Origin of the sequence: Oscillibacter hominis, from assembly GCF_014334055.1 — a bacterium.
In the GTDB taxonomy this organism is placed as follows: domain Bacteria; phylum Bacillota; class Clostridia; order Oscillospirales; family Oscillospiraceae; genus Oscillibacter; species Oscillibacter hominis.
The window spans coordinates 1425354-1449365 of the sequence record NZ_CP060490.1 but is presented as its reverse complement, the minus strand read 5'-3'; the positions used below and the strand labels follow the sequence as shown (position 1 = coordinate 1449365).

The window sequence follows — 24012 nt, the reverse complement described above, 5'->3', positions numbered from 1 at the left end:
AAAAACAGGGGAGAGTAGAAATGGAAGTATTGGAGCAAATTGTAAAGACACTGAATACTTGGCTTTGGGACAAAAACATCCTTCTAATTCTGCTGTGCGGCAGCGGCATCTATTTCACCATCCGCCTGCGCTTCATCCAGGTGCGCAGGTTCCGCGCGGGCTGGAAGCGGCTGTTCGGCGGCTTCAGCCTCCGGGGAAAGAAGGCGGGGGACGACGGGATGAGCTCGTTCCAGGCGCTGACCACGGCAATCGCGGCCCAAGTGGGAACCGGAAACATTGCCGGCGCGGCCACGGCCATCGCCTCCGGCGGACCGGGCGCGATCTTCTGGATGTGGGTCTCTGCGTTTTTTGGCATGGCCACGATTTACGGCGAGGCGGTTTTGGCACAAAAGTATAAGACTGTGGTGGACGGCGCGGTCACCGGCGGCCCCATCTATTATATCCGCGCCGCCTTCAAGGGGAAGTTCGGCAAGTTCCTGGCCGGCTTTTTCTCCGTGGCCATCATCCTGGCCCTGGGCTTTATGGGCAATATGGTGCAGTCCAACTCCATCGGAGAATCCTTTCAGGCTGCGTTCCACGTGAAGCCGCTGTACGTGGGTATTGTGCTGGCCGTGGTCGCCGCATTCATATTCCTGGGCGGCGTCAAGCGCATTGCCTCCTTCACCGAGAAGGTGGTGCCCATTATGGCCGCGCTCTACATCTCCGGCTGCGTGGTGATTTTGTTCATCAACCACGCCGCGCTGCTGGACTCCATCCGGCAGATTTTTGTCATGGCCTTCAACCCCCAGGCCATGGGCGGCGGCGTCTTGGGCATCACCATCCAGAAGGCCATGCGCTTTGGCGTGGCAAGAGGGCTCTTTTCCAACGAGGCGGGCATGGGCTCCACGCCCCACGCCCACGCGCTGGCCAAGGTGAAAAAGCCTCAGGACCAGGGCGAGGTGGCCATGATGGGCGTGTTCATTGACACCTTTGTCATCCTGACGCTGACGGCGCTGGTCATCATCTCCTCCGGCGCGGTCTCCTCCGGTGAAACCGGTTCCGTTCTGGCTCAGATGGCCTTTGACCGGGCATTTGGCAGCTTTGGCATGATCTTCATCGCCATCTGCATGCTGTTTTTCGCCTTCTCCACCATTGTGGGCTGGTACTTCTTCGGCGAGACCAACGTCAAGGCGCTGTTCGGCAAAGCAGGCGTCAAGGTCTATGCACTGGTCGTGGTGGTCTGCATTGTGCTTGGCTCCGCCCTGAAGGTGGACCTGGTGTGGAATATGTCCGACATGTTCAACGGCCTGATGGTGGCGCCCAACCTGCTGGCTCTGCTGGCCCTGTCCGGCACGGTCGCCAAGATCGCAAAGGGTGAAGACACGGAGCTGTTCTCCCGCAGATAACAAGAAAAAGACCCGCGGGTATTCCGCGGGTCTTTTTTTGCCTATTTGGCCGCTTCCGGGGTAAAGCCCAGGTCCTCCAACTCACTCAGGGCGGTCTGAAGGCACTGGTCGCAGCCGTCAATGGCGACGGTCTTATCGGCCAGGCTGACGGTGAACTTCAAATCCGCGTCGGTCAGGGCCTTGGTGATGCGGCTGACACAATTTTCGCACATCATGTCGGGGACGTTGATAATTTTCATAGTATGGCCTCATTTCATCAGTTTTTGTATGGTGGTCAGGAGGTCGTCCACGACCTCCGTGTGCCCGTTTTGGATGTCCTGCACCACGCAGGTCTTGATATGGCTGCCCAACAGCTCTTTGGAGAAGGCGTTCAGCGCCGATTGGACGGCGGAGACCTGGGTCAGGATGTCCGTGCAGTAGGCCTCCTTCTCCACCATGCCCCGGATGCCCCGCACCTGGCCCTCAATCCGGTTCAGCCGCCGGATCAGGGCGTCGTACTCCGGCTGTTCCCGGTGCTTGTGCCGGCTGCAGTCGCAAAAGTCTTCCATGGCAATTCTCCTTTACAGTTTTTTGGTCCGCAACCTCAGGGCGTTGGTGACCACGCAGATGGAGCTTAGTGACATGGCGGCGCCGGCGAACATGGGCGAGAGCAGAAGGTCGTGACTCAGATACAGCGCGCCGGCCGCGATGGGGATGCCGATGGTGTTGTAGCAGAAGGCCCAGAAGAGGTTCTGCTTGATGTTGCGGATGGTGAGGCGGCTTAAGCGGATGGCCCGGGATACGTCGCTCAGGTCGCTGCGCATCAGGATCAGATCCGCGGACTCAATGGCGATGTCGCTGCCGCCGCCGATGGCGCAGCCCACGTCGGACTGAACCAGGGCGGGGGCATCGTTGATGCCGTCGCCCACCATCATGACCTGCTTGCCCTGGGATTGAAGGGACTGGATTTTACCGGCCTTGTCCTGGGGGAGGACCTCGGCGATGATCTCGTCCACGCCGGCCTGGGCGCCGATCTGCTCCGCGGCGGCTTTGCTGTCCCCAGTGAGCAGCACGGTGTGCAGGCCCATCTCACGCAGGCGCCGGATGGCCTCCGCACTGGAGGGCTTGATGGCGTCTGCCACGCCGATGAGGCCCGCAGCCCTGCCGTCCACGGCAAAGAGCAGCGCGGTCTGGCCTTCTGCGGCCAGCTGCCCGGCCCGCTCCAGAAGGGGAGAGCAGTCCACCTTGGATTGCTCCAGGAAGCGGCGGCTGCCGGTCAGCACCACCCGGCCGTCCTCCAGCACGGCTCGCAGGCCCAGGCCCGAGCGGTTTTCAAACTCCGCAGTCCGATAGGGGGAGCTGCCGCGGTACTCCAACACCGCCTTTGCCAGAGGATGGGCGGAGTTGGACTCCACCGCCACGGCGATGTTTACCAGCTCCTCCTGCGCCATGCCAAGGGGGAACACCTCGGTAACGGCGGGCTTTCCCTCGGTGACTGTGCCGGTTTTATCCAGGACCACGGTGTCGATCTTGTGGGCGGTCTCCAGCGCTTCACCGCTGCGGATCAATATGCCGTGGGAAGCGCCCAGACCCGTGCCCACCATGATGGCGGTGGGCGTTGCAAGCCCCAGGGCGCAGGGGCAGGCGATGACCAGCACGGAGGTGAAGATGCGCAGGGCAAAGGAGAAGTCCTGCCCGGCGATCAGCCAGAGGATGGCGGCGATCAGGGCAATGGCCATGACCACCGGGACAAATACGCCGGCCACCCGGTCCGCTAACTTGGAAATCGGGGCCTTTTTCCCTTGGGCATCCTCTACGAACTGGATGATCTTCGACAGCGTGGAGTCGCTGCCCACCCGGGTCACGGAGACGTGGAGGGCGCCGTCCTGGTTGATGCTGCCGCCGATGACCTCGTCGCCGATGTGCTTTTCCACCGGCAGGCTTTCGCCGGTGAGCATGGCCTCGTTGACGCTGCTTTCGCCCTGGACCACCTTGCCGTCGGCGGCGATCCGGTCGCCGGGCCGGATGAGGATCACATCGCCTGCCTTCAGGGAATCGGTGGGCACGGTCTCGCCGGTCTGCGCCAGCACGGCCACATCCGGCGAGAGCTCCATGAGGGCGGTGATGGCGCCTTTGGTCTTCTGCACGCTGCGGCTCTCCAGGAATTTGCCCAGCATGATCAGCGTCAGCACCACCGCCGCCGACTCATAGTAGAGGTGGTGGACATGGTGGGGGATGTCGGAGATCAAAAAGGTCATCACCAGGCTGTAGAGGAACGAGCAGGTGCTGCCGATGGCCACTAAGGAGTCCATGTTGGGGTTCAGATGGAAGAGAGCCTTAAAGCCGCCGATCAGAAAGTCCCGGCCAAACCACATCACCGGTATGGTCAGGATCAACTGCGCCATGGCAAAATTCACCGGATGGGTCACCATGGAGAGAATGTCCGGCAGCGGCAGGGGAGTGGGCAGCATCTGGCCCATGGACACATAGAGGAGCACCACAGTGGTCACTGCGGCGCCGATCAGGTTCTGCCGCTTGGCCTGGAGGGGGTCCGCCTCCTCTTCCACGGATGCCTCCGCCTGCTCCTTCTCCTTGGGCCGGCAGACAAAGCCGGCCTTTTCCACTTTGGCGATGATCTGCTCCGGCGACACTTGGGACTCGTCATAGGAGATGGTCATCAGCTCTGTGGTCAGGTTTACGTCGCTGCGCTCCACACCGGGCAATTTCCGGGTGACCCGCTCCACAGAGGAACTGCATGCAGCACAGTGCATGCCTTCGATTCGATACTGTTCTTCGCGCATGGGAAAGTCTCCTTTTACAATACCCCGTGGGGGTATTTTGTGGCTTTACTATATACCCTGGTGGGGTATTTGTCAAGAGGACAAAATTAGTATGCCCCAAAAAGAAAAAGAGACCGTTGAGGTCTCTTTTTCTGATCCAATCAATAGACGCCTTCCGGCGGAACAGCTTGCCCCGCATCGCCTATAGGGGTCTCCATGCGCTCGATGAGAAAATCCGCCCAGGCGCCTTCCCGGCCGGTGAGGCCGTAACGGCGAAGCTCCTCGATGGCCGCGGCCTCCTGCTCAGGATAGAGGTCGGAGCCGTAGGCAGTGAGCATCACCACGTCGGCGGAATCCTCCACGGAATTTTCATTGTCCGCCAACAGTTGGGCAAACTGAATGGGGTAGAGGAAGAAGGCGTTGGCCAGCACCCTGGAGTAATTCTCCGTATAAAACCCATCCAGATTGGACTGGACGCCTAACTGGAGACCCAAAATCTCATTCTGGCTGAGATCGCCCATGGTTTCCAGCCAATAGGTCAGCGCTTCGCAGGTGCCGATTTCCTGCCCCGCCTCTCCCAGCTGCCCGTAGGCCGGCCAGTCGAGGTAGCGGAGGTTTTCAAATATGGTGCGGCGGCACTGGTACTGCTCCTCACCGGACAGGTTGGCGTCGGTGGTCAGGGTCTGGAAGGCGATGTACACGGCCCGGGTCTCGTCGATCTCCTCCTGTTCCGGTTCGGTCCGCTGGGAAAAGTCCGGTTCTCCATCCACCACCGGGAAGCGGGAGATGTTGTCCGGGGCGTAGGCGTCTATGCCGGCGTCAAACATGTTCTCCAACCGCAGACCGGCCACATGGCCGTCCTGCATATAAAAGACGATGCTGTAGCTGGGGGTATCCGCAGTCTGAAAGGCATAGCAGCAGTCGTGGCGCACCAGGATGTCGGAGCCGTGCTCCTTCATGCAGTAGACCAGTTCATCCCCGTAGGCCTGGAGGAGGTCTGCCTTCGGGCTGCCCACGCCGATGCCCCGGGGCGTTTCGTATCTCGCGCCGATGGTCTCTATCTTGGAAATCACCGATTCATCCGCGTCAAAATAAGTCAGGTAGAGGGCGCCGCAGGTGGCGTCGTGGAAGTCCACACCCCAGTCGCTGCCATAGACCCACTCCCGGGCTGTGAGCTCCAAAGAGGTATCGAAGGGAAAATCTCCCTCCTGCCCCAGGGAAAGGTGCTCGGGACCGCTGCCCAGGTCCCAGCAGAGGGTGAAGTCGCCGAGAGCCTCACCGGCCGCTTCGGAGGAGACCGGCGGCACAGACGAGTTGGGCACCGTGCCGGAGGGTTCGGGCCGCAGGATGAACCAGAGGGCCATCCCCGCAATCACGATGAGGGCGACGGCGATGGGCGTGAGAAAAAAACAGAGCGGACCGCGCTCAGATGTAGGGGCTTCCTGCGCGGGCGCATCATCGGTTTCTTTTTGAATGGCCAGTTCATCAGCGGAGACGCCGAACAGCTCGGCCATGGCCAGGAGATTGGCGGTGTCCGGCAAGGTCTGGCCGGTCTCCCATTTGGAGACAGCCTGACGGCTGACACCCAGCGCGGCGCCAAGGCCCTCCTGGGACAGTCCCTGCGCCTTGCGCAGCTGTTGGATGTGTTCGCCCAATGTCATATGCGTACCTCCTTTGCTCTCCATTGTAACAAAAGAGGGGGGAAAAAGCTACCACCCTGGTGTCAACTATCGGTTGCGCTTCGCATTATTGACTGTTCCCAGTACGGTTTGTACCGTTTCCAAACATGGGCAGGCTCTATGCTTTTGCGTTACCGCAGCGAACAAACGAACAGCTGCGTGCTGTCTCCAGCAAAATTTCTGCATCTCTGCCGACCGTCGAAAAAAGAAAAACCGCCCCAATGAAGGAGCGGTAAAGAGGCTTTCCGTTATCTCGGTCTGCCGGGGGGATTGGGCGGCCGTCCCGCAGGAGGCCTCACCGGCGGCCGTCCCACAGGAGGTCTCGGCGGCGGCCCCACAGGAGGTCTCGGCGGCGGCCCCACAGGAGGTCTCGGCGGCGGCCCCACAGGAGGTCTCGGCGGCGGCCCCACAGGAGGTCTCGGCGGCGGCCCCACAGGAGGTCTCGGCGGCGGCCCCACAGGAGGTCTCGGCGGCGGCCCCACAGGAGGTCTCGGCGGCGGCCCACAGGAGGTCTCAGGAGGTCTCGGCGGCGGCCCCACAGGAGGTCTCGGCGGCGGCCCCACAGGAGGTCTCGGAGGCGGCCCCACAGGAGGTCTCGGCGGCGGCCCCGCAGGAGGCCTCACCGGCGGCCGTCCCACAGGAGGTCTCGGCGGCGGTACCACAGGGGGCCTCACCGGCGGCCGTCCCACGGGAGGCCTCACCGGCGGCCGCACTACCGGCGGGAAGAGGATCGGCGGCCATATAAAAGGCGGACGAATATTGGGCAGGCATACGTTGGGCGGACAGGGCCTCACCGGTGGAGCAGGCGGAAACACGTTGGACTGATCCACGGTAATTTGCAGAGCGTTAATTTGCGGCGGGATGCTGTTGGTCATAATGCCATCATACCAAATATTAACCACATAGCCGGGGCGGAACTGGCGGGAAGCCAAGGTATTTACAATCACATCCTGTCGTGTGTCAAGGTCAATCACCAGCAACTGATCCAGATATACCTCGATCACGACGGCTTGCATGAACATACGTTCACCTCCGATCATACTTCAAGATATGCTGTTCGGAGGCGGGAGGGCACAGCCAGGGCAGCCGGGAAAAAAGAAAACCGCCCCATAACCGGGGCGGCTGTAAGATCAGGGCGTGGTGTCGCCAACGGAACCGTCGCCTTTCAGCTCATGGTAGACTTTGAGCTGCGGGCCGCTGGTGCCGCCGATGATGGGCTTTGCGTGTTCTTTGCCATGCTTGGCTTTCCCCTGAATTTCCGGAACGGGGGCAACGTCGTTGCGGGGCTCAGTGTGCGTCCAGTCCGGACGGGCCATCCCTTTCTTGGACATCAAAATCACCTCATGGGTAGTTTGCCCGATCAATCGGATCATATCCGATCAAAAGCACAGGTCACCTGTCACTTGATTCTTTTTGCCTTTTTAAGTTTTACCGGATTTTGAAACATGCATATGCCTCCTTGTTTCAACGGCCTTGCGGGATACACTGGAAAGGCCTACCGATAGCTCAGCTTATTTTGAAAGGGATCCGTCATCCCCCGCAGGATGCCGGACACGGTAAAGCGGATCAGCGTGGCCACATCGAAAATGGGCACGCCTGTGGCCCGGTTGACCGCGGGGGTGTAGGGGGCGAAGTTGGTTCCCTCGCAGACAATGGCTCCCACGTCGGGATGCTCCCGCATCAGTTGCAAAGAGGCGTCCACGATGTCTCTGCGGATGTCCTCATAGACATAGCTGACTGCACCTCGGGGGAAGGTGTCGTAAAAATAGGTGCCCTGCATGCCCTGGACGGCGATGCGGCTTTCATCGACCCCCGGGACAAGGAAATGGCTGGGGTCCAGGGTATCGGAGTTTGCGGTGAGAATGCCCACCTTTTTGCCGGGCGGCAGCATCCGGGCGACCATGGGAACCTGAAGCAGGCCGGAGGTGATGACCGGGATGTCCACCGCCGCGGCAATCTGCTTTTGGAAGGCAATGACAAAGCCGCAGCTGGAGGAGATGCACCGGCAGCCCTGGGCCTCCAGGAATCGGGCGCCCTCAATGAATTTTTCAATCAGCGTGTAGTCGGTTCGCTCGATGATCCGGGAGCCGTTGGAGCCCTCCACGGTGTAGAAGGCCACCGGGAAATCATAGGTAAAGGCGTTGCCCACATCTCCGGGAATCCGGGGTATCTGCCGGTCCTGCATCAAAATACCCACCACAACGCCCTGGCTGGCGGTGCCTCCATACATGGTTGTCATACGCATCCCCCTTTCTCTGCTTCCACAAAGCCCATGGGCGGCCTGCCCCACTGGGGCGGCACGCCGGTCTCTCCGCCGTTGAGCTGGTTTTGAAAGGGAGAGGTCATCCCCCGCAGGGTGCCGGAGGCCACCAGATGGATCAGTGTCACAATGTCGAAGGTGGGCAGGCCGGCCATGCGGCTGACGGCGGGAGAGAAGGGGGACAGACCAGTCCCTTCGCAGACGATGGCGCCGATGTCCGGGTGCTCCTTCATCAGCTTGCCGGCGGCCCACAGCACGTCGGCCTCCACCTCCTCATAGACGTACCGGTCGGCTCCGCTGTAAAAGGCGGGATAGTAGGCCCTGGTCTCCTCCAGGCCCTGAATGGCGATGCGCTCTTCAGTGAGGCCGTAGCCGACGCAGCAGCGCGGGTCCAACGACCGGGCGTTGTCGGTGAGTATGCCGACTTTTTTGTGGGGTTGGATGATCTGGGCCGCAAAGGAAGCCTGAATCAGGCTGGAGGTGAAAACAGGAATCTCCACTGCCGAGGCCAGCTGCTCCTGAAAGGCGATCATGGAGCAACTGGTGGTAATGGCCTGGCATCCCTCCGCTTCCAAAAACCGTGCCCCATCCAGAAAGGCGTCTAACAGCCCCTCATCCACTCCCTGGACGATCCGCTCCGCAGTGGCGCCCTTCACTGTGTAAAACCGCACCGGGAAGTCATAGGTAAAGCCATTGCCCACGTCGCCGGGTATCCGGGCAGACACGGTGTCGGCCATCAGAATGCCGATGGGCGTGCCCTGGCTGGCCGTGCCGCCTCTCATGATGGTCATATCTTGTCCTCCTTGTTCATCAGATAATCCGCGATTTCCTGTCTCCCGCCTCAGCGGCGGGAGACAGGAAATAAACGCTCAATAGTTGACCCAGGTTCCGACGCCCGACTCCTTTGCCCGCCGATAGATACGGCTGGCGATTGCGATGTCCAGGATTCCCATGCCCACGGGCTTATAGTAGAGGAATTCCTGGTCGCTCTCCCGTCCGGCTTTGTCGCCGCAGAGGACCTCGCCGATCTCCTGGACATAGATGTCCTCATCCCGCACCTTGCCGGCCAGGCCATCCGCGGCAAGGTAGCAGGAGCCTCTGTGGCGCACCTGCTTCCAGGAGTCGCAGAGGATTTTGTCCGCTTTTTTGTAGAGGTCGGGATGGTCCAAACCGCCTACGCAGATGTGGAGGCTTCCCGGGTTTGCGACGGACAGGTCCATCACTGGGACCTGCGCGCTGGAGGCGTTGACTGTGATGTCCGGCGTGCGGCCGCAGTCGGCGATCTTGGTAATGGGGGTGATGGAAATCCCAAGGGCGCTGCCCATTTCATCGGCAAAACGCTCTGCGCTCTCCCGGACGATATCTACGATGTAGAAGCAGTTTAACTGGGGGCAGGCGCGGCAGATGGCCTCCAGCTGCTTGCGGTTCTGATAGCCCGCGCCCACCAGCATCAGCGTCTCCGCTCCCTGACGGGCCAGGTACTTGGCGGCCACGCCGCTGGACGCACCTGTGCGCATGGCGCTGATTTCACTGCCGTTCATCAGGCAAAGCGGGAACTTGGTGTCTGGATCGTTGAGTATGGTGATGGAGCTGGCCCGGGGCAGCCCCTTCTCCAGGTTTTTGGGGTTGCTGCCGATCCATTTGATACCGGCCATCTGGTAGTTGCCGCCTAAAAAGCCGGGCATGGCGTTGATGCGCCCTTTGTCGCTCTCCTCCAGGAAGGACTTCCCGAAGCCCATGGCAATTTTTTCAGGCACAATGGCATCGCCCCGATATACGAGCTTCAGCGCCTCCTCCACGTCTGCAAGAGCCAGGTCCATGTCTCCGGCACCAAGGGAGGAAACGTCGTCTCCGCTGAGATAAAGCAGCTTGATAGAATCCATGATTGCATTCCTTTCAATAGAAAATGATTGTTACAGGTTGCCGCGCTGTTCCATGACGGGCTTGCGGTTCCAAAGACCCACCAGCATGCAGAAGAGGATCAGCGCGATGGAAATGCCCACAAAGAGGAGCCCGCATTTCAGCGCGCCCATGGCCACGATGAGATAGGGGTAGGCAGTAGTAATGAGGCCGCCGCCCACAAAGGGCGAGACAAAGGGCGTGCCCAGGCCGTAGACGGTGCCGGCTTCGGTCTTCATCTCAGGGTCGCAGGTGCGCAGCAACATCAGGCCGATGGCAGCCACGCCGGTGGCCACGCCGAAACGGGTGATGGCGCATTCAAACCAATGCTTTTTGTAGAGTCGGGGGCTGGTCCACCAGAAAAGATAGACAATGAGTGCGGTGACCACGGTGCAGGAGATCAGCAGAGGCTTCCAGTTCTCCAGGATCACGGGAATGGAGACGGAGGCCACGGCGGCCACAATCAAAAAGTCCATGGTCAAGCTTTGGATGTGCACGAAAATGCCGCGGTCCATCAGTTCGGCCAGCGGAGTCCGCTGGAGCACCATGTTGAGGAGCCATCCGCCGATCATGGCGAAGGGGAAGAGGGGGAGGCTGTAGTGGAAGGCCAAGTCAAAGAGATAGATGATGACCTTTCCGATAAAAATGGCAATGCCGATCAATGCTGCGTGGAAGGCGAAAGTCTCCACCACATTGCCGCTGATGGTGGTGTATGTAGAGGGTTTCCTTTCGTCGCCGGTGAAGGTCTCCTGACCGCCGGCAAGGGCGCTGCTGTCCTCCAGAACCACGGTATAGCGGCGCTTGACACCCATGTTGATGAGGATGATGCCGCCCACAATGGCAATGATTAAGCCGATGGTGGCCGTGGTCAGTCCCACATCTCCGCCGGCGGCCCAGCCCAATTCGGTGTAAACCTCGGTCATGCCGCCGGCAGTGCCGTGGCCGCCTTCAAAGCCGACTTCAATGATGCAGCCGAAAATGGAGTTGGTTCCCCAAAGCGGTGTGAACAAGAGGGCGGTGAGCAGGCAGGTGACACCCACCTGGACAAAGCTGTAGAGGTATCCCTGGATCACGGAGGGGGCGGAGAGGAGCAGGGCCTCTTTGAGGTTGGAGCGCTTGACGCCAAGCTGCATACAGGCAAAGACAATGACGATGAAGGGGGTGGGCATTGCGGAAAGAGAACTGCGCATTTCCGGGGAGAAGAGGCCCAGAACATAGGGCCCAAGGATCAGGCCGATGATGCCTGCAATTAATGAAGCTGGGATAAACGCCTTTTTTAGAAAATGGATTTTCAGCCTGAGGACGGTAGCAACGAAGAGAAGAATGCCGATGATTGCGAGATAGAGAATAAAATTCGTGATGGTTCCACTTGCAATTTTTTCAACTGGTAGCATATTTTTCTCCTTTCTGTGCTGCATATCGAATACGATGATCGTCCACGTGGTCCGAGCTCTATTTTGAAAATAGCATGAAAATATATTTTTGTAAATATATATTTTAGAAAAATGTTTTTTAAAAAGAAAAATTAGAAATATAATTTTACTTCAATTTACGAAGAAAATGTGCTAAACTGGCTTTAAAAGAGGAAAGCGCGTAAAATATGAGCCGAGGATGACGAATATGCAGAAATTGCTCAGACAGCTCCAGGAGGGCCAATCGGAGTTTTCTCCCGCCCAGAAGGCGGTGGCGGACTATATTGCGTCCCACTATATGGACATTCCCTTCCAGACCATCTCCCAGATTGCCCAGCTCACCGGCACCAGCGAGACGACCATCTCCAAATTCTGCAATGAACTGGGCTTTTCCGGCTTCAGCGGGCTCAAGCATCTGGCGGCGGAGTATGTGAACAACGCCCTGCCCATCAACAACCGCCTGGAGAACACGGCGGCCAGCATGGAGGAAGAGGACGCGGTCAGTGAGATCATGCGCTATGACATCGATGACATCCAGGCCACGCTGAAAAATCCCGCGAACCTTGCAAACATTCAACCCTTCCTTGCCATGGTGGACCAGGCAAGGCACGTCTATACCATCGGCGGACGGAGCGCCAGCTATTTTGCCGCCTTTTTCGCCTTCAAGCTGCGCCAGCAGGATGTGAATGTATCCAACATCGAGTTCGGTGTGGGGGATTACATCGATAAGATGATGATGATCCGCCCCGGGGACTTGGTGATCGCCTTTTCCTTTTCCCGGTACACCAAAAAGGTGGTGGAGATGGTCAAGCGGCTCAAGCAGCGGGGCGTCTCCATCGTTTTGCTGACCAGCGAGGGGCTTTCGCCTGCCTTCGAATATGCGGACCTGGTGTTTACCTGCCGAACGGTTTCCCGCTCCTATGTGGCGTCCTATACTGCGTGTTTGTCCCTGCTCAATACGCTTTTGATCACCCGGGCACTGCGCCACAAGGTGCGTATGGAGGAATACCTGAAGGAACTGGAAAAGAACCTGATGGATTTCGATATGTTCTGCTGAAAAAAGATGCGCCCCGCGGCATTTCAATTGCCGCGGGGCGTTTGGCTGATGCTGAGGGGGCGCTGATTCCCTGATACAAATGGCTGAAAAGGAATGGGGGTTGACAGAAGGAGGCTCCATCTGATATAGTAAGGATTGGAAGAGCAAAGGCATTTGCGGATCATACCTTTTGATCTGCAAGTGCCTTTTTTTGCCTCAAATCTCATTTGGAAAGGAAGCGGTTTTCATGCGTTGGAAGAATGTTGCAATGGATGTGGCATGCGAGACGGCGGGCAGTTTTCTGGTGGCGGTGGCGCTCTATAATTTTGCGCTGTACGCCGGGTTCCCGCTGAGCGGGTTTTCCGGAATCGCCATGATCCTCTACCGGCTGTTCGATCTGCCCATCGGCCTGACCACCATTGCCCTGAATATCCCTGTGGCCATCGTCTGCTACCGGCTCATCGGGCGGGAGTTCATGCTGAAGTCCCTCCGCTGCATGATCATCTCCTCGCTGATGATCGACTATGTGGCGCCGCTGCTGCCGGTCTACCAGGGCCAGCAGATGCTGATCGCCATTGTGACCGGCGTGCTCAGCGGCATCGGCTACGCCCTCATTTACATGCGCAAATCCTCCACCGGCGGATCCGATTTTGTCATCATGGCCATCAAGGCGGTCAAACCCCATATGAAGCTGGGCACCATCACCTTCTTTGCCGATGCGGCCACCATCCTGGTGGGCGGCGCGATGCTGCGCAGCGTGGACGGGATCATCTACGGCCTGCTCATCAACTTCCTCATTGCCACTGCGGTGGATAAGGTAATGGGTGGACTCAACTCCGGAAAAGTGGGGCTGGTTGTGACGGAGCAGGGGGAGGAGGTCTGTGACCTCATTGACCAGTGCACCGGCCGGGGCTCCACCATCCTGGAAGGCCGGGGTGGATACAGGAGGGGAAAGAAGCAGGTGGTAATGGTGGCCTGCAATTCCAAGGAGATGTACCAAATCCAGCAGGAGGTCAAGCATCTGGACGAGGATGCCTTTATGATCGTGATGAACTCCACGGAGGTCCATGGAGAGGGATTCCGGGTGATCTGATCCCTACATAGGCAGAAAAGAGGAGCAGGCCGAAGCCTGCTCCTCTTTACTGCTCCTGTTCCAAATCCGTTGCCTGCTGCCGGAATTCTTCTTTGGCCTGCTGCAACAGCTTGCGCTCGGCCTTGGTGGTCAGTTTGCTCTCGTCGAACTGGGCGAAAAGGTCCGGCCGGCGGAGCATGGTGCGCTTGTAGCTCTCTTTCCGGCGCCAGGCCGCCACATTGCCGTGGTGGCCGGAGAGCAGCACCTCCGGCACACGGCGGCCGTGCCACTCCTCGGGCCTGGAATACTGGGGGTATTCCAGGAGGTGGTCCCAGTGGGATTCCTCCATAAAGCACTCCTCGTCGGGCAGCACGCCGGGCACCATGCGGCACACGGCGTCTGCCACCGCAATGGCCGGTATCTCCCCTCCGGTGAGTACGAAATCCCCCATGGAAATCTCCTCGTCCACGCACTCGTCGATGAAGCGCTGGTCCACGCCCTCATAGTGGCCGCAGACCAGGATCAGGTGATCGTAGCGCTCCTTCAGTTCCCGGGCCACCTGCTGGGTGAAGACGCGGCCGCAGGGGGAGAGAAAAATGGTGTGTGGCCGCAGCCCGAGCTCTTCACACACGTGGGCCCAGCAGCGGTAAAGGGGATCCGCCTGCATGACCGCGCCCCGTCCGCCGCCGTAAGGATAGTCGTCCACCTGCATCTGTTTGTTGGTGGTATAATCCCGGATCTGGTGGGTGCGGATGGTGATGTATCCCCGCTCCTGAGCCCGGCCCAAGATACTGACCTTGGTATAGGCGTCCACGGAATCAGGGAACAGCGTCAGAATGTCAATTCTCATCGGTGGCCAGCCCCTCCAGCATGTGCACCCGCATCTCATTGGCATTGAGGTCCGTGGATACGATGAACACGTCCTGGACAGCGGGGATCAGGTACTCGCGCCGCCCCACCACCCGGTAGAGGTTGTGGGCGGGGTAGGGGAGAACCTCTTTCAGCTCGCCCAGGGAGTCACCTGTATCGGCGTCCACCACCTGAAGCCCAAGAAGCTCATCGTCGAAAAAGACGCCCTCGGGCAGTCTGGCATCGTCCCGCCGGATGGAAAGCACCTTGCCTTTCATGGCCAGGGCGGAGTCCATGTCCTCAATGCCGGGCAGCTTCAAAAGGACCAGGCTTTTGTGAACCCGGCAGGATTCCGGATGGACCGGCTGCCCGTCCAGATAGAGGGTCCTGAACTGCGTGAGAAAGTCCGGCGGCTGTCCCATGGGCTGTACCCGCAGGTCGCCCCGTATCCCATGGGCGTTGACCACCCGTCCGACTTTGATATACTCTAACTTCATGTGCGGCTCCTTCCAATGCACGTTGATTGGTTCCATTATAGCGGAAGGAGACTCCCTTGGCAAGTGGGGAAGAAGCAGGCTGTGGGTCATAGATGGAGCGCAGGCGGGCGCCGATGGCGGAATAGCTGCGCTGTTCGGCGACCTTCCTTCCGGCTGCGGAGAGGCATGGCAGCGAGCCGTCCAACATCCCGCCCAGCAGTGTCTGGAACTGATCCAAGTCCCGTCCCTTATAGACGTCCTGCCCGTTTTGCAGCCAGCCCTCATAGACGGGGATGTCCCGCAGCAGGATCGGTGTCCCGCAGGCCAGGGCCTCCAGCACAACGATCCCCTCGGTCTCCTCGTGGCTGAGGAAAGCAAAGGCGTCGGCGCCGCAATAGGCCTCCCGCAGGCCCTCCCGGTCCACAAAGCCGGGGAAGGTCACGTTGGGAGGAGCCTGGACGATGGCCTGGCGCACATGGGCGGGGATCAGGTTCAGGTTGGTGTAGCCGAACCAGAAGAACCGGACGTCCGGCATCCGCCGTGCAACCTCCAAAAAGTCCAGGATTCCCTTGCGCTGAATGTAGTGGCCCACGGAAATCACCACTTTTTCCCGGGAGGTGATGTTCCAGCGGGCGCGGAAGGACTGGCGGAGCTGCTCACTGGGGGCGAAGAAGTGGGTGTCGATACCGTTGGAGATGGCGTGGATGGGTCGGCGGATGCCGTAGCTTTTCAGTATGGCGGCGGAGTACTCGGTGGGAGTGATGACCACATCCCCCAGCCCATAGCAAAAACAGATCCAGCGCTTAAAGAGGGGCGCAAGCCAAGAGGAGCCCTTGAAGGAGTTTCGGAAGTCCTCCATGGTGGAGTGGCCGTAATAGACCACCTTTTTCCCCATCAGCCGGGAGAGGACCGCCATTGCCGCGGAGTCGGGGAACACAGTGTTCAGCTGGACTGCCTCGGAGGGGGAAAAGAAACTGGATGTGGTCTGGAGTCCGGCCAGGCGAAGCATCTCCCGCTGATGGGCGATGGCTTGTCCCACGCCGCTTTTTCCCACAATGCGGCTGCCTCCGGTGTAGAGGTGAATGGTCATATCAGTGCCTTCCTTTCAAGTGAGGTACGCAATCACCTGGGTCCAAACCGCGGCCAGGCCCAAGCTGTAGAGGGCGATGGCCGCCGGCTTGCCTAACAGGATGATGAGGGTGAACTGGGTCCAGCTCATGCGCGTGGTGCCTGCCAGATAGCAGAGGAAGTCGTCCGGTGCCACCGGCAGGAAGATGGCCAGGGCGAACCATTTGGCAAAGTGCCGGTCCGTCCAGCTGCTGTAGCGTTGGATCAGGGATGGGGAGAAGAGCCGGTGCAGCAGGGGCCTCCCGCAGGAGCGGGCAATGGCGAAAGCAAGCAGGGAGCCGACGCAGATGCCGATGTAGTTGTAGAAAAAACCGTGCAGCCCCCCGAAGAGCAGTACGCCGGCAAGACACCCAAGGCCGCCTGGCAAAATGGGCAGCACCACCTGGACGATCTGGAAGGCGACAAACAGCAAAATACCCGCCGCACCTGCCTTGCCGACAAAAGCGGCCATTGCGTCCGGAGAGGTCAGCAGTCCGGCCCGCCAGCCCCAGATGGCAAGGACCACGCACAGGCAGAGCCCCACGATGGAGAGAAGCTGCAAGGCGGCCTGGGTACTATTGGACTGAACAGGGTTGTTGGAAGAGTTCATGGCTGTTGCTCCTTTACAGAGTTACTCATATTACGAAAGGAAGGAGCCGCTTTCTTCAAAATCTGCAAAAAAAGTGAAACTATGTCGAACTTGCTCCATAACTACCCATAAGATAACAGAGAAAGATGAACGTTACATGTGCGATTGATGAAGTTTCTATGAAGTGGCCCATAAAAAAGCCCCGGCAGGCATGCAACCGCATGCCTGCCGGGGTCCGCGGACGAGTCCGCGCTTATTGATCTACAATGTCAACGGAAACCTTCACGCCGGTGCGCTGGGCATAGGAGCGGACGACCGTGCGAATCTCTTTGGCAATACGGCCCTGTCGGCCGATTACCTTGCCCATGTCCTCCGGAGCGACGCGCAGCTCCAACGTCAGTTCCTGATCGCCGGGGACTTCCGTCACAGTCACAGCGTCGGGATCATCCACGAGGTTTCTGGCGATGTAGAGCAGCAAGTCTTTCATGATTTGCCCTCCAGATTAAAGTACATCCGCCTTCTTCAGCAGCGCCCGGACGGTATCGGTGGGCTGAGCACCGGTCTTGATCCAAGCCTTGGCGCGCTCCGCGTCGATCTTGATCTCAGCGGGGGAGACACAGGGATTGTAGGTGCCGATCTCCTCGATGAAGCGGCCGTTGCGGGGAGCGCGGGAATCCGCCACAACCACTCTGTAGAAAGGGGCCTTCTTGGCGCCCAGTCTGCGCAGTCTGATTTTAACCATAAGTCATTCACCTCCAACATGTGATATAAAAAGTTTTATTTATAAATGCGTGAGCACTTATATACCGGTTAGCGGAACCGTTTTTTCCGGCCGAAGCCCCGCATCTTGCCGCCCATGCCGCCGCCCATCCGGCCGTGGGAGAGCTGGCGGGTCAGCTGCTGCATCATGTCGAACTGCTTGAGCAGCCGGTTCACATCCACCACCTGGAGCCCACAGCCGGCGGCGATGCGCTTTTTCCGGCTGGCGCCCAAGATCTGGGGATTCTCCCGCTCGAGGGGTGTCATGGAAAGGATAATGGCCTCCGTACGGGAGAGAGCCTTTTCATCAATGGTGGCGCCCTGAAGCTGCTTGCCCATGGCGCCAGGCATCATGCCGGCTAACTGGCTCAAATCGCCCATGCCCCGCAGCTGCAGCAGCTGGTCATAGTAGTCCTGGAGCGTAAAGCGGTTTTTCCGAAGCTTTTCCTCTAACTTTTTCGCCTGTTTTTCGTCGTAATTCTGCTCCGCCTTCTCAATGAAGGACAGCATGTCCCCCATCCCAAGGATGCGGGAGGCCATGCGGTCGGGGTGGAACAGTTCGATCATATCTAATTTTTCGCCCGTGCCCACGAATTTTATGGGCTTGCCGGTGGTGGCCCGGATGGAGAGGGCGGCGCCGCCGCGGGCATCACCGTCCAACTTGGTCAACACCACGCCGTCGATCCCCAGCGCCTCATCAAAGGCGGAGGCGGCGTTGACCGCGTCCTGGCCGGTCATGGCGTCCACCACCAGAAGGATTTCATTGGGATGGACGGCGGCTTTCATCCGCTTGAGCTCGTCCATCAGCTCCGTATCCACGTGGAGCCGTCCCGCGGTATCCAGCAGTACCATGTCGTTGCCATGGTCCCGGGCGTGGCGGATGGCTTCCTCGGCGATATGCACCGGATCGCCCTGTCCCAATTCAAAGACCGGGATGTCCAGCTGGCCGCCCACGACCTTCAGCTGCTCGATGGCGGCGGGGCGGTATACGTCGCAGGCCGCCAGCAGGGGCCGCTTGCCGAACTGCCGGCGCATCAGCCCGGCCAGCTTTGCGCCGTTTGTGGTCTTTCCGGCGCCCTGGAGGCCCACCATCATCACCACGGTGGGTCCGTTGTTGGCCATGGAAATCCTGGAGTTGGTGCTGCCCATGAGGGCGGTCAGCTCTTCGTTGACGATTTTGATGACCTGCTGGGCGGGGGTCAGGCTGTCTAACACGTCGGCGCCGGTTGCCCGCTCGGTGACGTGGGAGACAAACTCCTTGACTACCTTGAAGCTGACGTCGGCTTCCAAAAGCGCAAGACGCACCTCGCGCATGGCCTCCTTGACGTCGTTTTCCGTCAGGCGGCCCTTGCCGCGCAGCCGCTTAAATGTAGCGTTTAGCTTTTCACTCAGACCTTCAAACGCCATAGTTACTCCTTCAGCGCGGCGGCAGCGACGGAGATCTGCTCGCTCAGCTCCTGCAGGCGGGGATCTTCGTACTGCCGGTAGTTGATGGTTCTGATCTCAGAGGCGGCGGACTCAATGGACTCCAGATGCTGGCGCATCTGCAAAAAGCGCCGGATCAATCCGGTCTTGTCCTCGATTTCCGTCATATACGCCTCCGCCCGGACGATCACATCCCGGACGCCCTGGCGTGAGATCCCGGCATTTTCAGCAATCTCGGAGAGGGACAGGTCCTCGTTGTAGTAGAGATCAAAAAACTCCTTCTGCCGGTCGGTCAGGAGCTCTCCGTAAAAATCGAACAGCATGGTCATCCGGTATGTCTGGTTTTTCACGGCAAACACTCCTTCTGTAAAGTTATATAGCTTTACAACATCGAATAGTTTACAGGAATTTTTCGCAAAAGTCAAGGGAAAAAACGCAATTTTTTGTATTGCCTTCAGATTTCTTCCCCACATCTGGTAGAACGGCACAAAGCGTTTCCAGAATGGAACAGCTTTTCCAAAATTCGTGCGTTGCCTTCTCCGGGAACCCTGCCATACAATGGTTGTATCGTATTTTGTAAAAAGGGGAAATGAATGTGAGTTCTGTTCTAAAAAGAGGAATTTTGCTGCTGGCAGGGCTCTCCTTTGCGCTGGTTCTGCTTGCCCTTCCGGCGTCGGCGGCGATTACATATCCGCCTGAAGACAAGGCTGTGGTAGGCTACTATGCAAGCTGGGCCTCCTATCAGGGGATCACCCCGGACCAGCTCCCCGGGGAACTGCTGACCCACATCAACTATGCCTTTGCCGCCATTGACCCGAAAGACAGCACCTTACTTCTTCAAGACCCGGAACAGGACCGGAACAATTTGAAGCTCCTGCGGGCACTGCGGGACAAGCATCCCCACCTGAAGCTTCTGATTTCTGTGGGAGGCTGGGACGACTCCCTCTATTTCTCCGATGCGGCCGCCACCGCCCAGCGGCGGGAGCAGTTTGCCCAGAGCTGCCTGGACTTTCTCCTGGAGCATGGCCTGGACGGCGTGGACCTGGACTGGGAGTACCCGGTGTCCGGCGGCCCGTCCGGCATGGTGCACCGCTCTCAGGACAAGCAGAACTTCACCCTGCTGCTTCAGGCCGTCCGCAGCAAACTGGACCGGCAGAGCAGGCAGGATGGCAGGCCCTACTATTTGACCATCGCGGGCGGCGCTGGTTCTGAGTATCTCAATAAAATTGAGGTGGAAGCCGTTGCCCGGACGGTGGACCACATTTTCCTGATGGCCTATGACATCCATGGCCCCTGGGATGCTTACGCGGATCTGAACGCCCCGCTTTATACGCCGACGGAGCGTTCGCCGCAGTATAAGAGCAGCGTCTTTGACAGTGTTCAGCTGTATTTAAACCGGGGAGTGGACCCGGAGAAGCTGGTGCTGGGCATGCCGCTCTACGGCTACCGCTATGACGGAGTGGACAGCCGGAACAATGGGCTCTACAGCACGTTTTCCTCCGCCGCCTCCATTCCTTACGATGTATTGGAGCGGAACTACCTCAACCAGACCAAGTACCGAAAGCTTTACCACGGGGAGGCGGAGGTACCGTATCTCTATGGGGAGGGGGCCTTCCTCTCCTATGAGGACCCGCGGTCCATGGCGGCAAAGTCGGAGTTGGCCAGAGCCCAGGGACTGGGAGGGATCGGGTTCTGGGAGCTCTCTCAGGACAGGGATGCGGTGTTGATCCAGAGCGCCCGCGCCGCCTTGATGGGCGGGGCATTTACCGATGTGGCCCCGGGCGACTGGTACTATGAGGCCGTGGAGTACGTCCGGGGGAAGGGCCTGATGGCCGGCACCTCCGCCGGGGTCTTTTCCCCGGGGCGGCCGGTGAACCGCGGCATGGCCGCCGTCATCCTGCACCGGCTGGAGGGGAGCCCGTCTGCGGGCGCAACGGTGTTTTCCGATGTGGTGCAGCAGTCCTATTGCGGCGACGCGGTTTCCTGGGCCGCCTCCAAGGGGATTGTGGGCGGCTACGGTGACGGCCGCTTCGGCCCGGGCCATACGCTCACCCGGGAGCAACTGGCTGTCATGCTGTACCGCTACGCCCAGTATAAGGGCTATGATGTGAGCGGAAGAGCCAGTCTTTCCGGATACACCGATTCCAACGAAATCGGAAGCTATGCAGGACCAGCCATGGGGTGGGCGGTCAGCAGCGGACTGATCCATGGCCTGAAGGACACGCGGCTTATGCCCCGCGGCGCCATTACCCGTGCTGAAGCAGCGGTGATCCTGATGCGTTTTTGCGAAAGCCCGTGGACTGGAAACGACCGGCCCTAAAGGCGTAAAATGCTGTCTCCCATCTCTGGGGCGCTTCACCCAATAGTTGCATTTCCCGGTGAAGATGCTATACTGAAGTACATCATTTGAACATAGTTGAGGGGAGACAGATATGATTTTTGATTTCCATTCCGATATCTGGACGGACGTGACCCGGCGGCGGATGCGGGGGGAGCAGGACGTCCTTCGGCGGGAACACCTGGATCGGCTGCGCCAGGGCGGCGTGGAGGGCTCGGTCTTCGTGATCTGGGCCGAACCGGGCAATCCGGCGGAGGATACCGCGCAGATCATGGCGCAGGTGAAGGAGGAACTGGCCCAGTGCGATGCAGTGCGGGCGGTGCACACCTGTGAGGAGATGCGCCAGGCTGTCCGGGATGGAGCAGTTTACATCTGGCTGGGCGTGGAGGGCATGGCCGCCATCGGCGACCAGGTGGAGCGGATCGATGAATACTATGACTTTGGCGTCCGCACGGCCATGCTGACCTGGAATGAGGAAAATGCCCTGGCCACCGGCGCCCGCGGAAATGCGGACCGGGGCCTGACAGAGGCCGGCCGCCGGGCGGTGCGCCGCATCCAGGAGAAGAAGATGCTGATGGACGTGTCCCATCTCAACGAGAAATCCTTTTGGGACGTGGTGGACACGGCCACGGCGCCCATCTGCGCCTCCCACTCCAATGCCAAGGCACTGTGCGATGTGCCCCGCAACCTGACGGACGACCAGCTCCGTGCCATCCGGGATCTGGGCGGTGTGGTCGGCCTCAACTCCTGCCGCGCCTTCATCGCCCCTGAGCGGGAGGGGCAGTCCGTGCAGCAGCTGGCCCGCCATGCGGCCCATATGATCGACGTCATGGGCATTGACCACGTGGGCTGCGGCTTTGACTTCTGCGAGTTCATCGACGAACCCGGCTCTCCGCTGCTGAGCCAGGGCGTCTACACCTCCGGGTTTGAAAATGCATCCCGGATTCCCAACCTGTTTGAAGAATTCACGAAAATGGGCATGAGCGGCAGGGAACAGGAGAAGATTGCACGGGGAAATTTCCAGGCTCTTTTGGAGCGGACTGTGGGCTGAACAATGACATCAAAAAGCGCTCCGGACGATTCCGGAGCGCTTTTTTGTTACTGGACCAGCCGGTCCACGATGACGGCGATCTGCTCCTCTGTCAGCGGGAGATCGGTGCGCAGCGACAGGAGCATGTTCTCATAGCAGAGCACATAGTACCCCTCAAAGAGGTCGTCGTGGTATGGGTTGAGGGCCCGCTTTTGGTAGGCGGCCTCCGCCCGCCAGGGCGCTGGGTCAATGGGGGTCATCTCATAGTCCACTCCAATAGACGCAAAGGGCCGGGTCAGCTCCCAGCGGCAGAAGCGGTAGACCAGCGGCAGCTTCGGCGTCAGCCGGGCGTAGTAGAGCTCCGGTGCGTCGCCCGGATAGAGATAAGGTGTCTGGAGACCTGCCTCCCGGCGGAGGAAAATGCTCTCCTGATGGTCCCGGGCATAGGAGTACTGGTCAAATCCCTCGTCCTGCAGGTCCTCTATTGTCAGGGGAAGGTCGTCGTGGTAGACGTCCACCATGTAGGTCTGCCCACGGTCCGTGGTGACGGTCACAGTCTCCGGCTGGGACTCTTCCAGGACGCCATGGTCAATGGACCAGAAAACCACCTTGGTCAGGACCATCGTGGCCAAAATGCTGACCACTATGGCGGCTAATGTGGTGAAAACGACGTTGGTGATCCGGTCAGCCTTCAGCTTTTTGCACAGCTGCTTCACCCCAAGGACAGGAAGCAGGATCGCCAGCATGAAAAAGAGCCCGTAGATCAGATAGACCCAACCGGTCCGGCCGTTGTTTTGCAGGAAAAAGTACTGGGCCTGGGAGAGCACCAGCAAAATAACGGCCACACGTCCGCTCCACTGGGGCCATTTGCTGGTGCTGGCCGTGCAGGGGCCGCCCTGGGCCACAGCTGCGGCGGTACGCCGCTTCCAGCGCCAGTAGAGGAAAAGTGAACCGCCCAGATGAATGGCCAAAAGGAGCCAGACGGCGAAATTGGTGAGCGTGGTACTGGTGGCCAGGCTCATGATGGGGTTGTCGAAAAAGAGCTGGCTCTGGGTAAACATCTGGAGCAGGCAGCAGCCAAGGAGCAGGAGGTTGCCGGGCAGGTAATTCTTTTTCATGGAGCGGCAGATGGCCCGGAACTTCTCCTGTTCATCCGTTTCGATGGGCACTGGGTGCTCCTCTTCTGAGCAGAAGATTTGCATTTGGGCCCACTGGGCCACAAAGCGCCATCCGGCCTGGGCGCAGTAGTCCAGATAGACCTGCTGGTCTTCTGTGGGTTCGGGGTCAAACTCCGAGGCGTCGGCAAAATAGGTGACGGAATAGGTAAGGCGCTTTGGCTCCGCCCGGCGGTACCGCCACCCGAAAGAGGTGATGGCCTCCAGCTGCCAGCCCCGCTCCGCCATCCTGGTCAGGTGACGCTCAATGTCCGTGTACTGATAAAAGAGGAAGGACTCCACTCTGCGCTTCTTACTCCGCATGACCATCCAGCTCCTTTCTCCCATAGGTGCGGTAATCCGCCCGCAGCATCCCTAAGCGCCGGTACTCCTGCTCCAATGCCTCAAGGCCCGCGCCGGTGATGAGGTAGCTGCGCTTTCGCCCCTCCACCTTGGTTTCCCGGATCATGCCGGCGGAAAGGAAGCGGTCCAGCAGGTTGTAGAGCGTGCCCGGCCCCACGGAGACCCGGCCGCCGGTCATGGAGCGGATCCGCTCCATCATATCTGTGCCGTAACACTCCGACTGCAAACAGAGCAGGATGTAAAACATCTGCTCCGTCAGTGTTTCAAACTGTTCCCGTGCCACCTTGCTGCCTCCCGTCAAAAGAATTATCGAATATCGCTAATATAACTGAACACAGAATAACATCGAATATCGATATTGTCAACAGGCAGATTGCGCATGGGAGGGAAGGACTGTCTGCTGGATGTGGTTTGTTTTGA

At 59.4% G+C, this 24012-nt stretch carries 24 protein-coding genes and 1 pseudogene; 5 read left to right on the top strand and 20 right to left on the bottom strand.

Annotation, left to right across the window (positions count from 1 at the left end):
* The first annotated feature begins 20 nt into the window (after positions 1–20).
* Complete coding sequence (locus H8790_RS07275; RefSeq protein WP_187331898.1) at positions 21–1385, top strand: alanine/glycine:cation symporter family protein; 1365 nt, start codon at positions 21–23, stop codon at positions 1383–1385.
* A 41-nt stretch (positions 1386–1426) separates the two neighbouring features.
* Here H8790_RS07275 and H8790_RS07270 read toward each other — a convergent pair whose 3' ends face one another.
* The 10 genes from H8790_RS07270 to H8790_RS07225 all read right to left on the bottom strand — a co-directional run bounded on the left by H8790_RS07270 (position 1427) and on the right by H8790_RS07225 (position 11376).
* Positions 1427–1624: a heavy-metal-associated domain-containing protein gene (locus tag H8790_RS07270; RefSeq protein WP_187331897.1), complete on the bottom strand. Its 198-nt coding sequence runs from the start codon at positions 1622–1624 to the stop codon at positions 1427–1429.
* 9 nt (positions 1625–1633) lie between these two features.
* Positions 1634–1933 carry a metal-sensing transcriptional repressor gene (locus H8790_RS07265; RefSeq protein WP_187331896.1) on the bottom strand — a complete coding sequence of 100 codons (300 nt, stop codon included), beginning with the start codon at positions 1931–1933 and terminating at the stop codon, positions 1634–1636.
* Positions 1934–1945: 12 nt separating this feature from the next.
* Positions 1946–4165, bottom strand: a complete 2220-nt coding sequence (locus tag H8790_RS07260; protein WP_187331895.1) for a heavy metal translocating P-type ATPase — start codon at positions 4163–4165, stop codon at positions 1946–1948.
* A gap of 140 nt (positions 4166–4305) precedes the next feature.
* Positions 4306–5805: a helix-turn-helix domain-containing protein gene (locus H8790_RS07255; RefSeq protein WP_187331894.1), complete on the bottom strand. Its 1500-nt coding sequence runs from the start codon at positions 5803–5805 to the stop codon at positions 4306–4308.
* Positions 5806–6336: 531 nt separating this feature from the next.
* The gene (locus H8790_RS07250; RefSeq protein ID WP_187331893.1) at positions 6337–6594 is read right to left on the bottom strand and encodes a hypothetical protein; all 258 of its coding nucleotides are present in this window, start codon (positions 6592–6594) and stop codon (positions 6337–6339) included.
* 359 nt (positions 6595–6953) lie between these two features.
* Positions 6954–7154 carry a hypothetical protein gene (locus tag H8790_RS07245; RefSeq protein ID WP_187331892.1) on the bottom strand — a complete coding sequence of 67 codons (201 nt, stop codon included), beginning with the start codon at positions 7152–7154 and terminating at the stop codon, positions 6954–6956.
* 164 nt (positions 7155–7318) lie between these two features.
* A complete protein-coding gene (locus H8790_RS07240; RefSeq protein ID WP_187331891.1) occupies positions 7319–8062 on the bottom strand; it encodes an aspartate/glutamate racemase family protein in 744 nt (247 codons plus the stop codon).
* A complete protein-coding gene (locus tag H8790_RS07235; RefSeq protein ID WP_187331890.1) occupies positions 8059–8874 on the bottom strand; it encodes an aspartate/glutamate racemase family protein in 816 nt (271 codons plus the stop codon). The genes H8790_RS07240 and H8790_RS07235 overlap by 4 nt, the downstream gene beginning before the upstream one ends.
* 78 nt (positions 8875–8952) lie before the next feature.
* Positions 8953–9966 carry an ornithine cyclodeaminase family protein gene (locus H8790_RS07230; RefSeq protein ID WP_187331889.1) on the bottom strand — a complete coding sequence of 338 codons (1014 nt, stop codon included), beginning with the start codon at positions 9964–9966 and terminating at the stop codon, positions 8953–8955.
* Between the two features lie 30 nt (positions 9967–9996).
* Positions 9997–11376: a sodium/glutamate symporter gene (locus H8790_RS07225; protein WP_187331888.1), complete on the bottom strand. Its 1380-nt coding sequence runs from the start codon at positions 11374–11376 to the stop codon at positions 9997–9999.
* 226 nt (positions 11377–11602) lie between these two features.
* On the opposite strand from H8790_RS07225, the gene H8790_RS07220 reads away from it, so the two are divergent.
* Both H8790_RS07220 and H8790_RS07215 read left to right on the top strand, forming a co-directional pair.
* On the top strand, positions 11603–12451 hold the full coding sequence (locus tag H8790_RS07220) for a MurR/RpiR family transcriptional regulator (RefSeq protein ID WP_187331887.1): 849 nt from the start codon (positions 11603–11605) through the stop codon (positions 12449–12451).
* A gap of 226 nt (positions 12452–12677) precedes the next feature.
* A complete protein-coding gene (locus H8790_RS07215; protein WP_187331886.1) occupies positions 12678–13523 on the top strand; it encodes a YitT family protein in 846 nt (281 codons plus the stop codon).
* Between the two features lie 46 nt (positions 13524–13569).
* On the opposite strand, the gene trmD is transcribed toward H8790_RS07215, so the two are convergent.
* From trmD to ylxM, 8 genes and pseudogenes are all read right to left on the bottom strand, one after another.
* Positions 13570–14352, bottom strand: a complete 783-nt coding sequence (gene trmD, locus H8790_RS07210; protein ID WP_187331885.1) for a tRNA (guanosine(37)-N1)-methyltransferase TrmD — start codon at positions 14350–14352, stop codon at positions 13570–13572.
* Positions 14342–14773, bottom strand: coding sequence for a ribosome maturation factor RimM (gene rimM, locus H8790_RS07205; protein WP_243208449.1), 432 nt, complete (start codon positions 14771–14773; stop codon positions 14342–14344). Before rimM ends, trmD begins: the two co-directional genes overlap by 11 nt.
* 322 nt (positions 14774–15095) lie before the next feature.
* Positions 15096–15836, bottom strand: a pseudogene (locus H8790_RS13895) (glycosyltransferase); the annotation flags it as partial.
* 96 nt (positions 15837–15932) lie between these two features.
* On the bottom strand, positions 15933–16544 hold the full coding sequence (locus H8790_RS07195; RefSeq protein WP_187331883.1) for a TVP38/TMEM64 family protein: 612 nt from the start codon (positions 16542–16544) through the stop codon (positions 15933–15935).
* Positions 16545–16776: 232 nt separating this feature from the next.
* Entirely contained in the window at positions 16777–17010 is a 234-nt protein-coding gene (locus H8790_RS07190) for a KH domain-containing protein (RefSeq protein ID WP_187331882.1), read from the bottom strand.
* A gap of 15 nt (positions 17011–17025) precedes the next feature.
* Positions 17026–17265 carry a 30S ribosomal protein S16 gene (rpsP, locus tag H8790_RS07185; protein ID WP_187331881.1) on the bottom strand — a complete coding sequence of 80 codons (240 nt, stop codon included), beginning with the start codon at positions 17263–17265 and terminating at the stop codon, positions 17026–17028.
* Between the two features lie 68 nt (positions 17266–17333).
* Positions 17334–18689 carry a signal recognition particle protein gene (gene ffh / locus H8790_RS07180; RefSeq protein ID WP_187331880.1) on the bottom strand — a complete coding sequence of 452 codons (1356 nt, stop codon included), beginning with the start codon at positions 18687–18689 and terminating at the stop codon, positions 17334–17336.
* A gap of 2 nt (positions 18690–18691) precedes the next feature.
* Positions 18692–19057, bottom strand: coding sequence for a YlxM family DNA-binding protein (ylxM, locus tag H8790_RS07175; RefSeq protein WP_187331879.1), 366 nt, complete (start codon positions 19055–19057; stop codon positions 18692–18694).
* A 272-nt stretch (positions 19058–19329) separates the two neighbouring features.
* Between ylxM and H8790_RS07170 the strand changes: the two genes are divergently transcribed.
* Entirely contained in the window at positions 19330–21027 is a 1698-nt protein-coding gene (locus H8790_RS07170; RefSeq protein WP_187331878.1) for a glycosyl hydrolase family 18 protein, read from the top strand.
* A gap of 112 nt (positions 21028–21139) precedes the next feature.
* Positions 21140–22096, top strand: coding sequence for a dipeptidase (locus H8790_RS07165; protein ID WP_187331877.1), 957 nt, complete (start codon positions 21140–21142; stop codon positions 22094–22096).
* Between the two features lie 47 nt (positions 22097–22143).
* On the opposite strand, the gene H8790_RS07160 is transcribed toward H8790_RS07165, so the two are convergent.
* The gene (locus H8790_RS07160) at positions 22144–23553 is read right to left on the bottom strand and encodes a DUF2812 domain-containing protein (protein ID WP_187331876.1); all 1410 of its coding nucleotides are present in this window, start codon (positions 23551–23553) and stop codon (positions 22144–22146) included.
* Positions 23543–23875: a PadR family transcriptional regulator gene (locus H8790_RS07155; RefSeq protein ID WP_187331875.1), complete on the bottom strand. Its 333-nt coding sequence runs from the start codon at positions 23873–23875 to the stop codon at positions 23543–23545. The genes H8790_RS07160 and H8790_RS07155 overlap by 11 nt, the downstream gene beginning before the upstream one ends.
* Positions 23876–24012 lie beyond the last annotated feature (137 nt).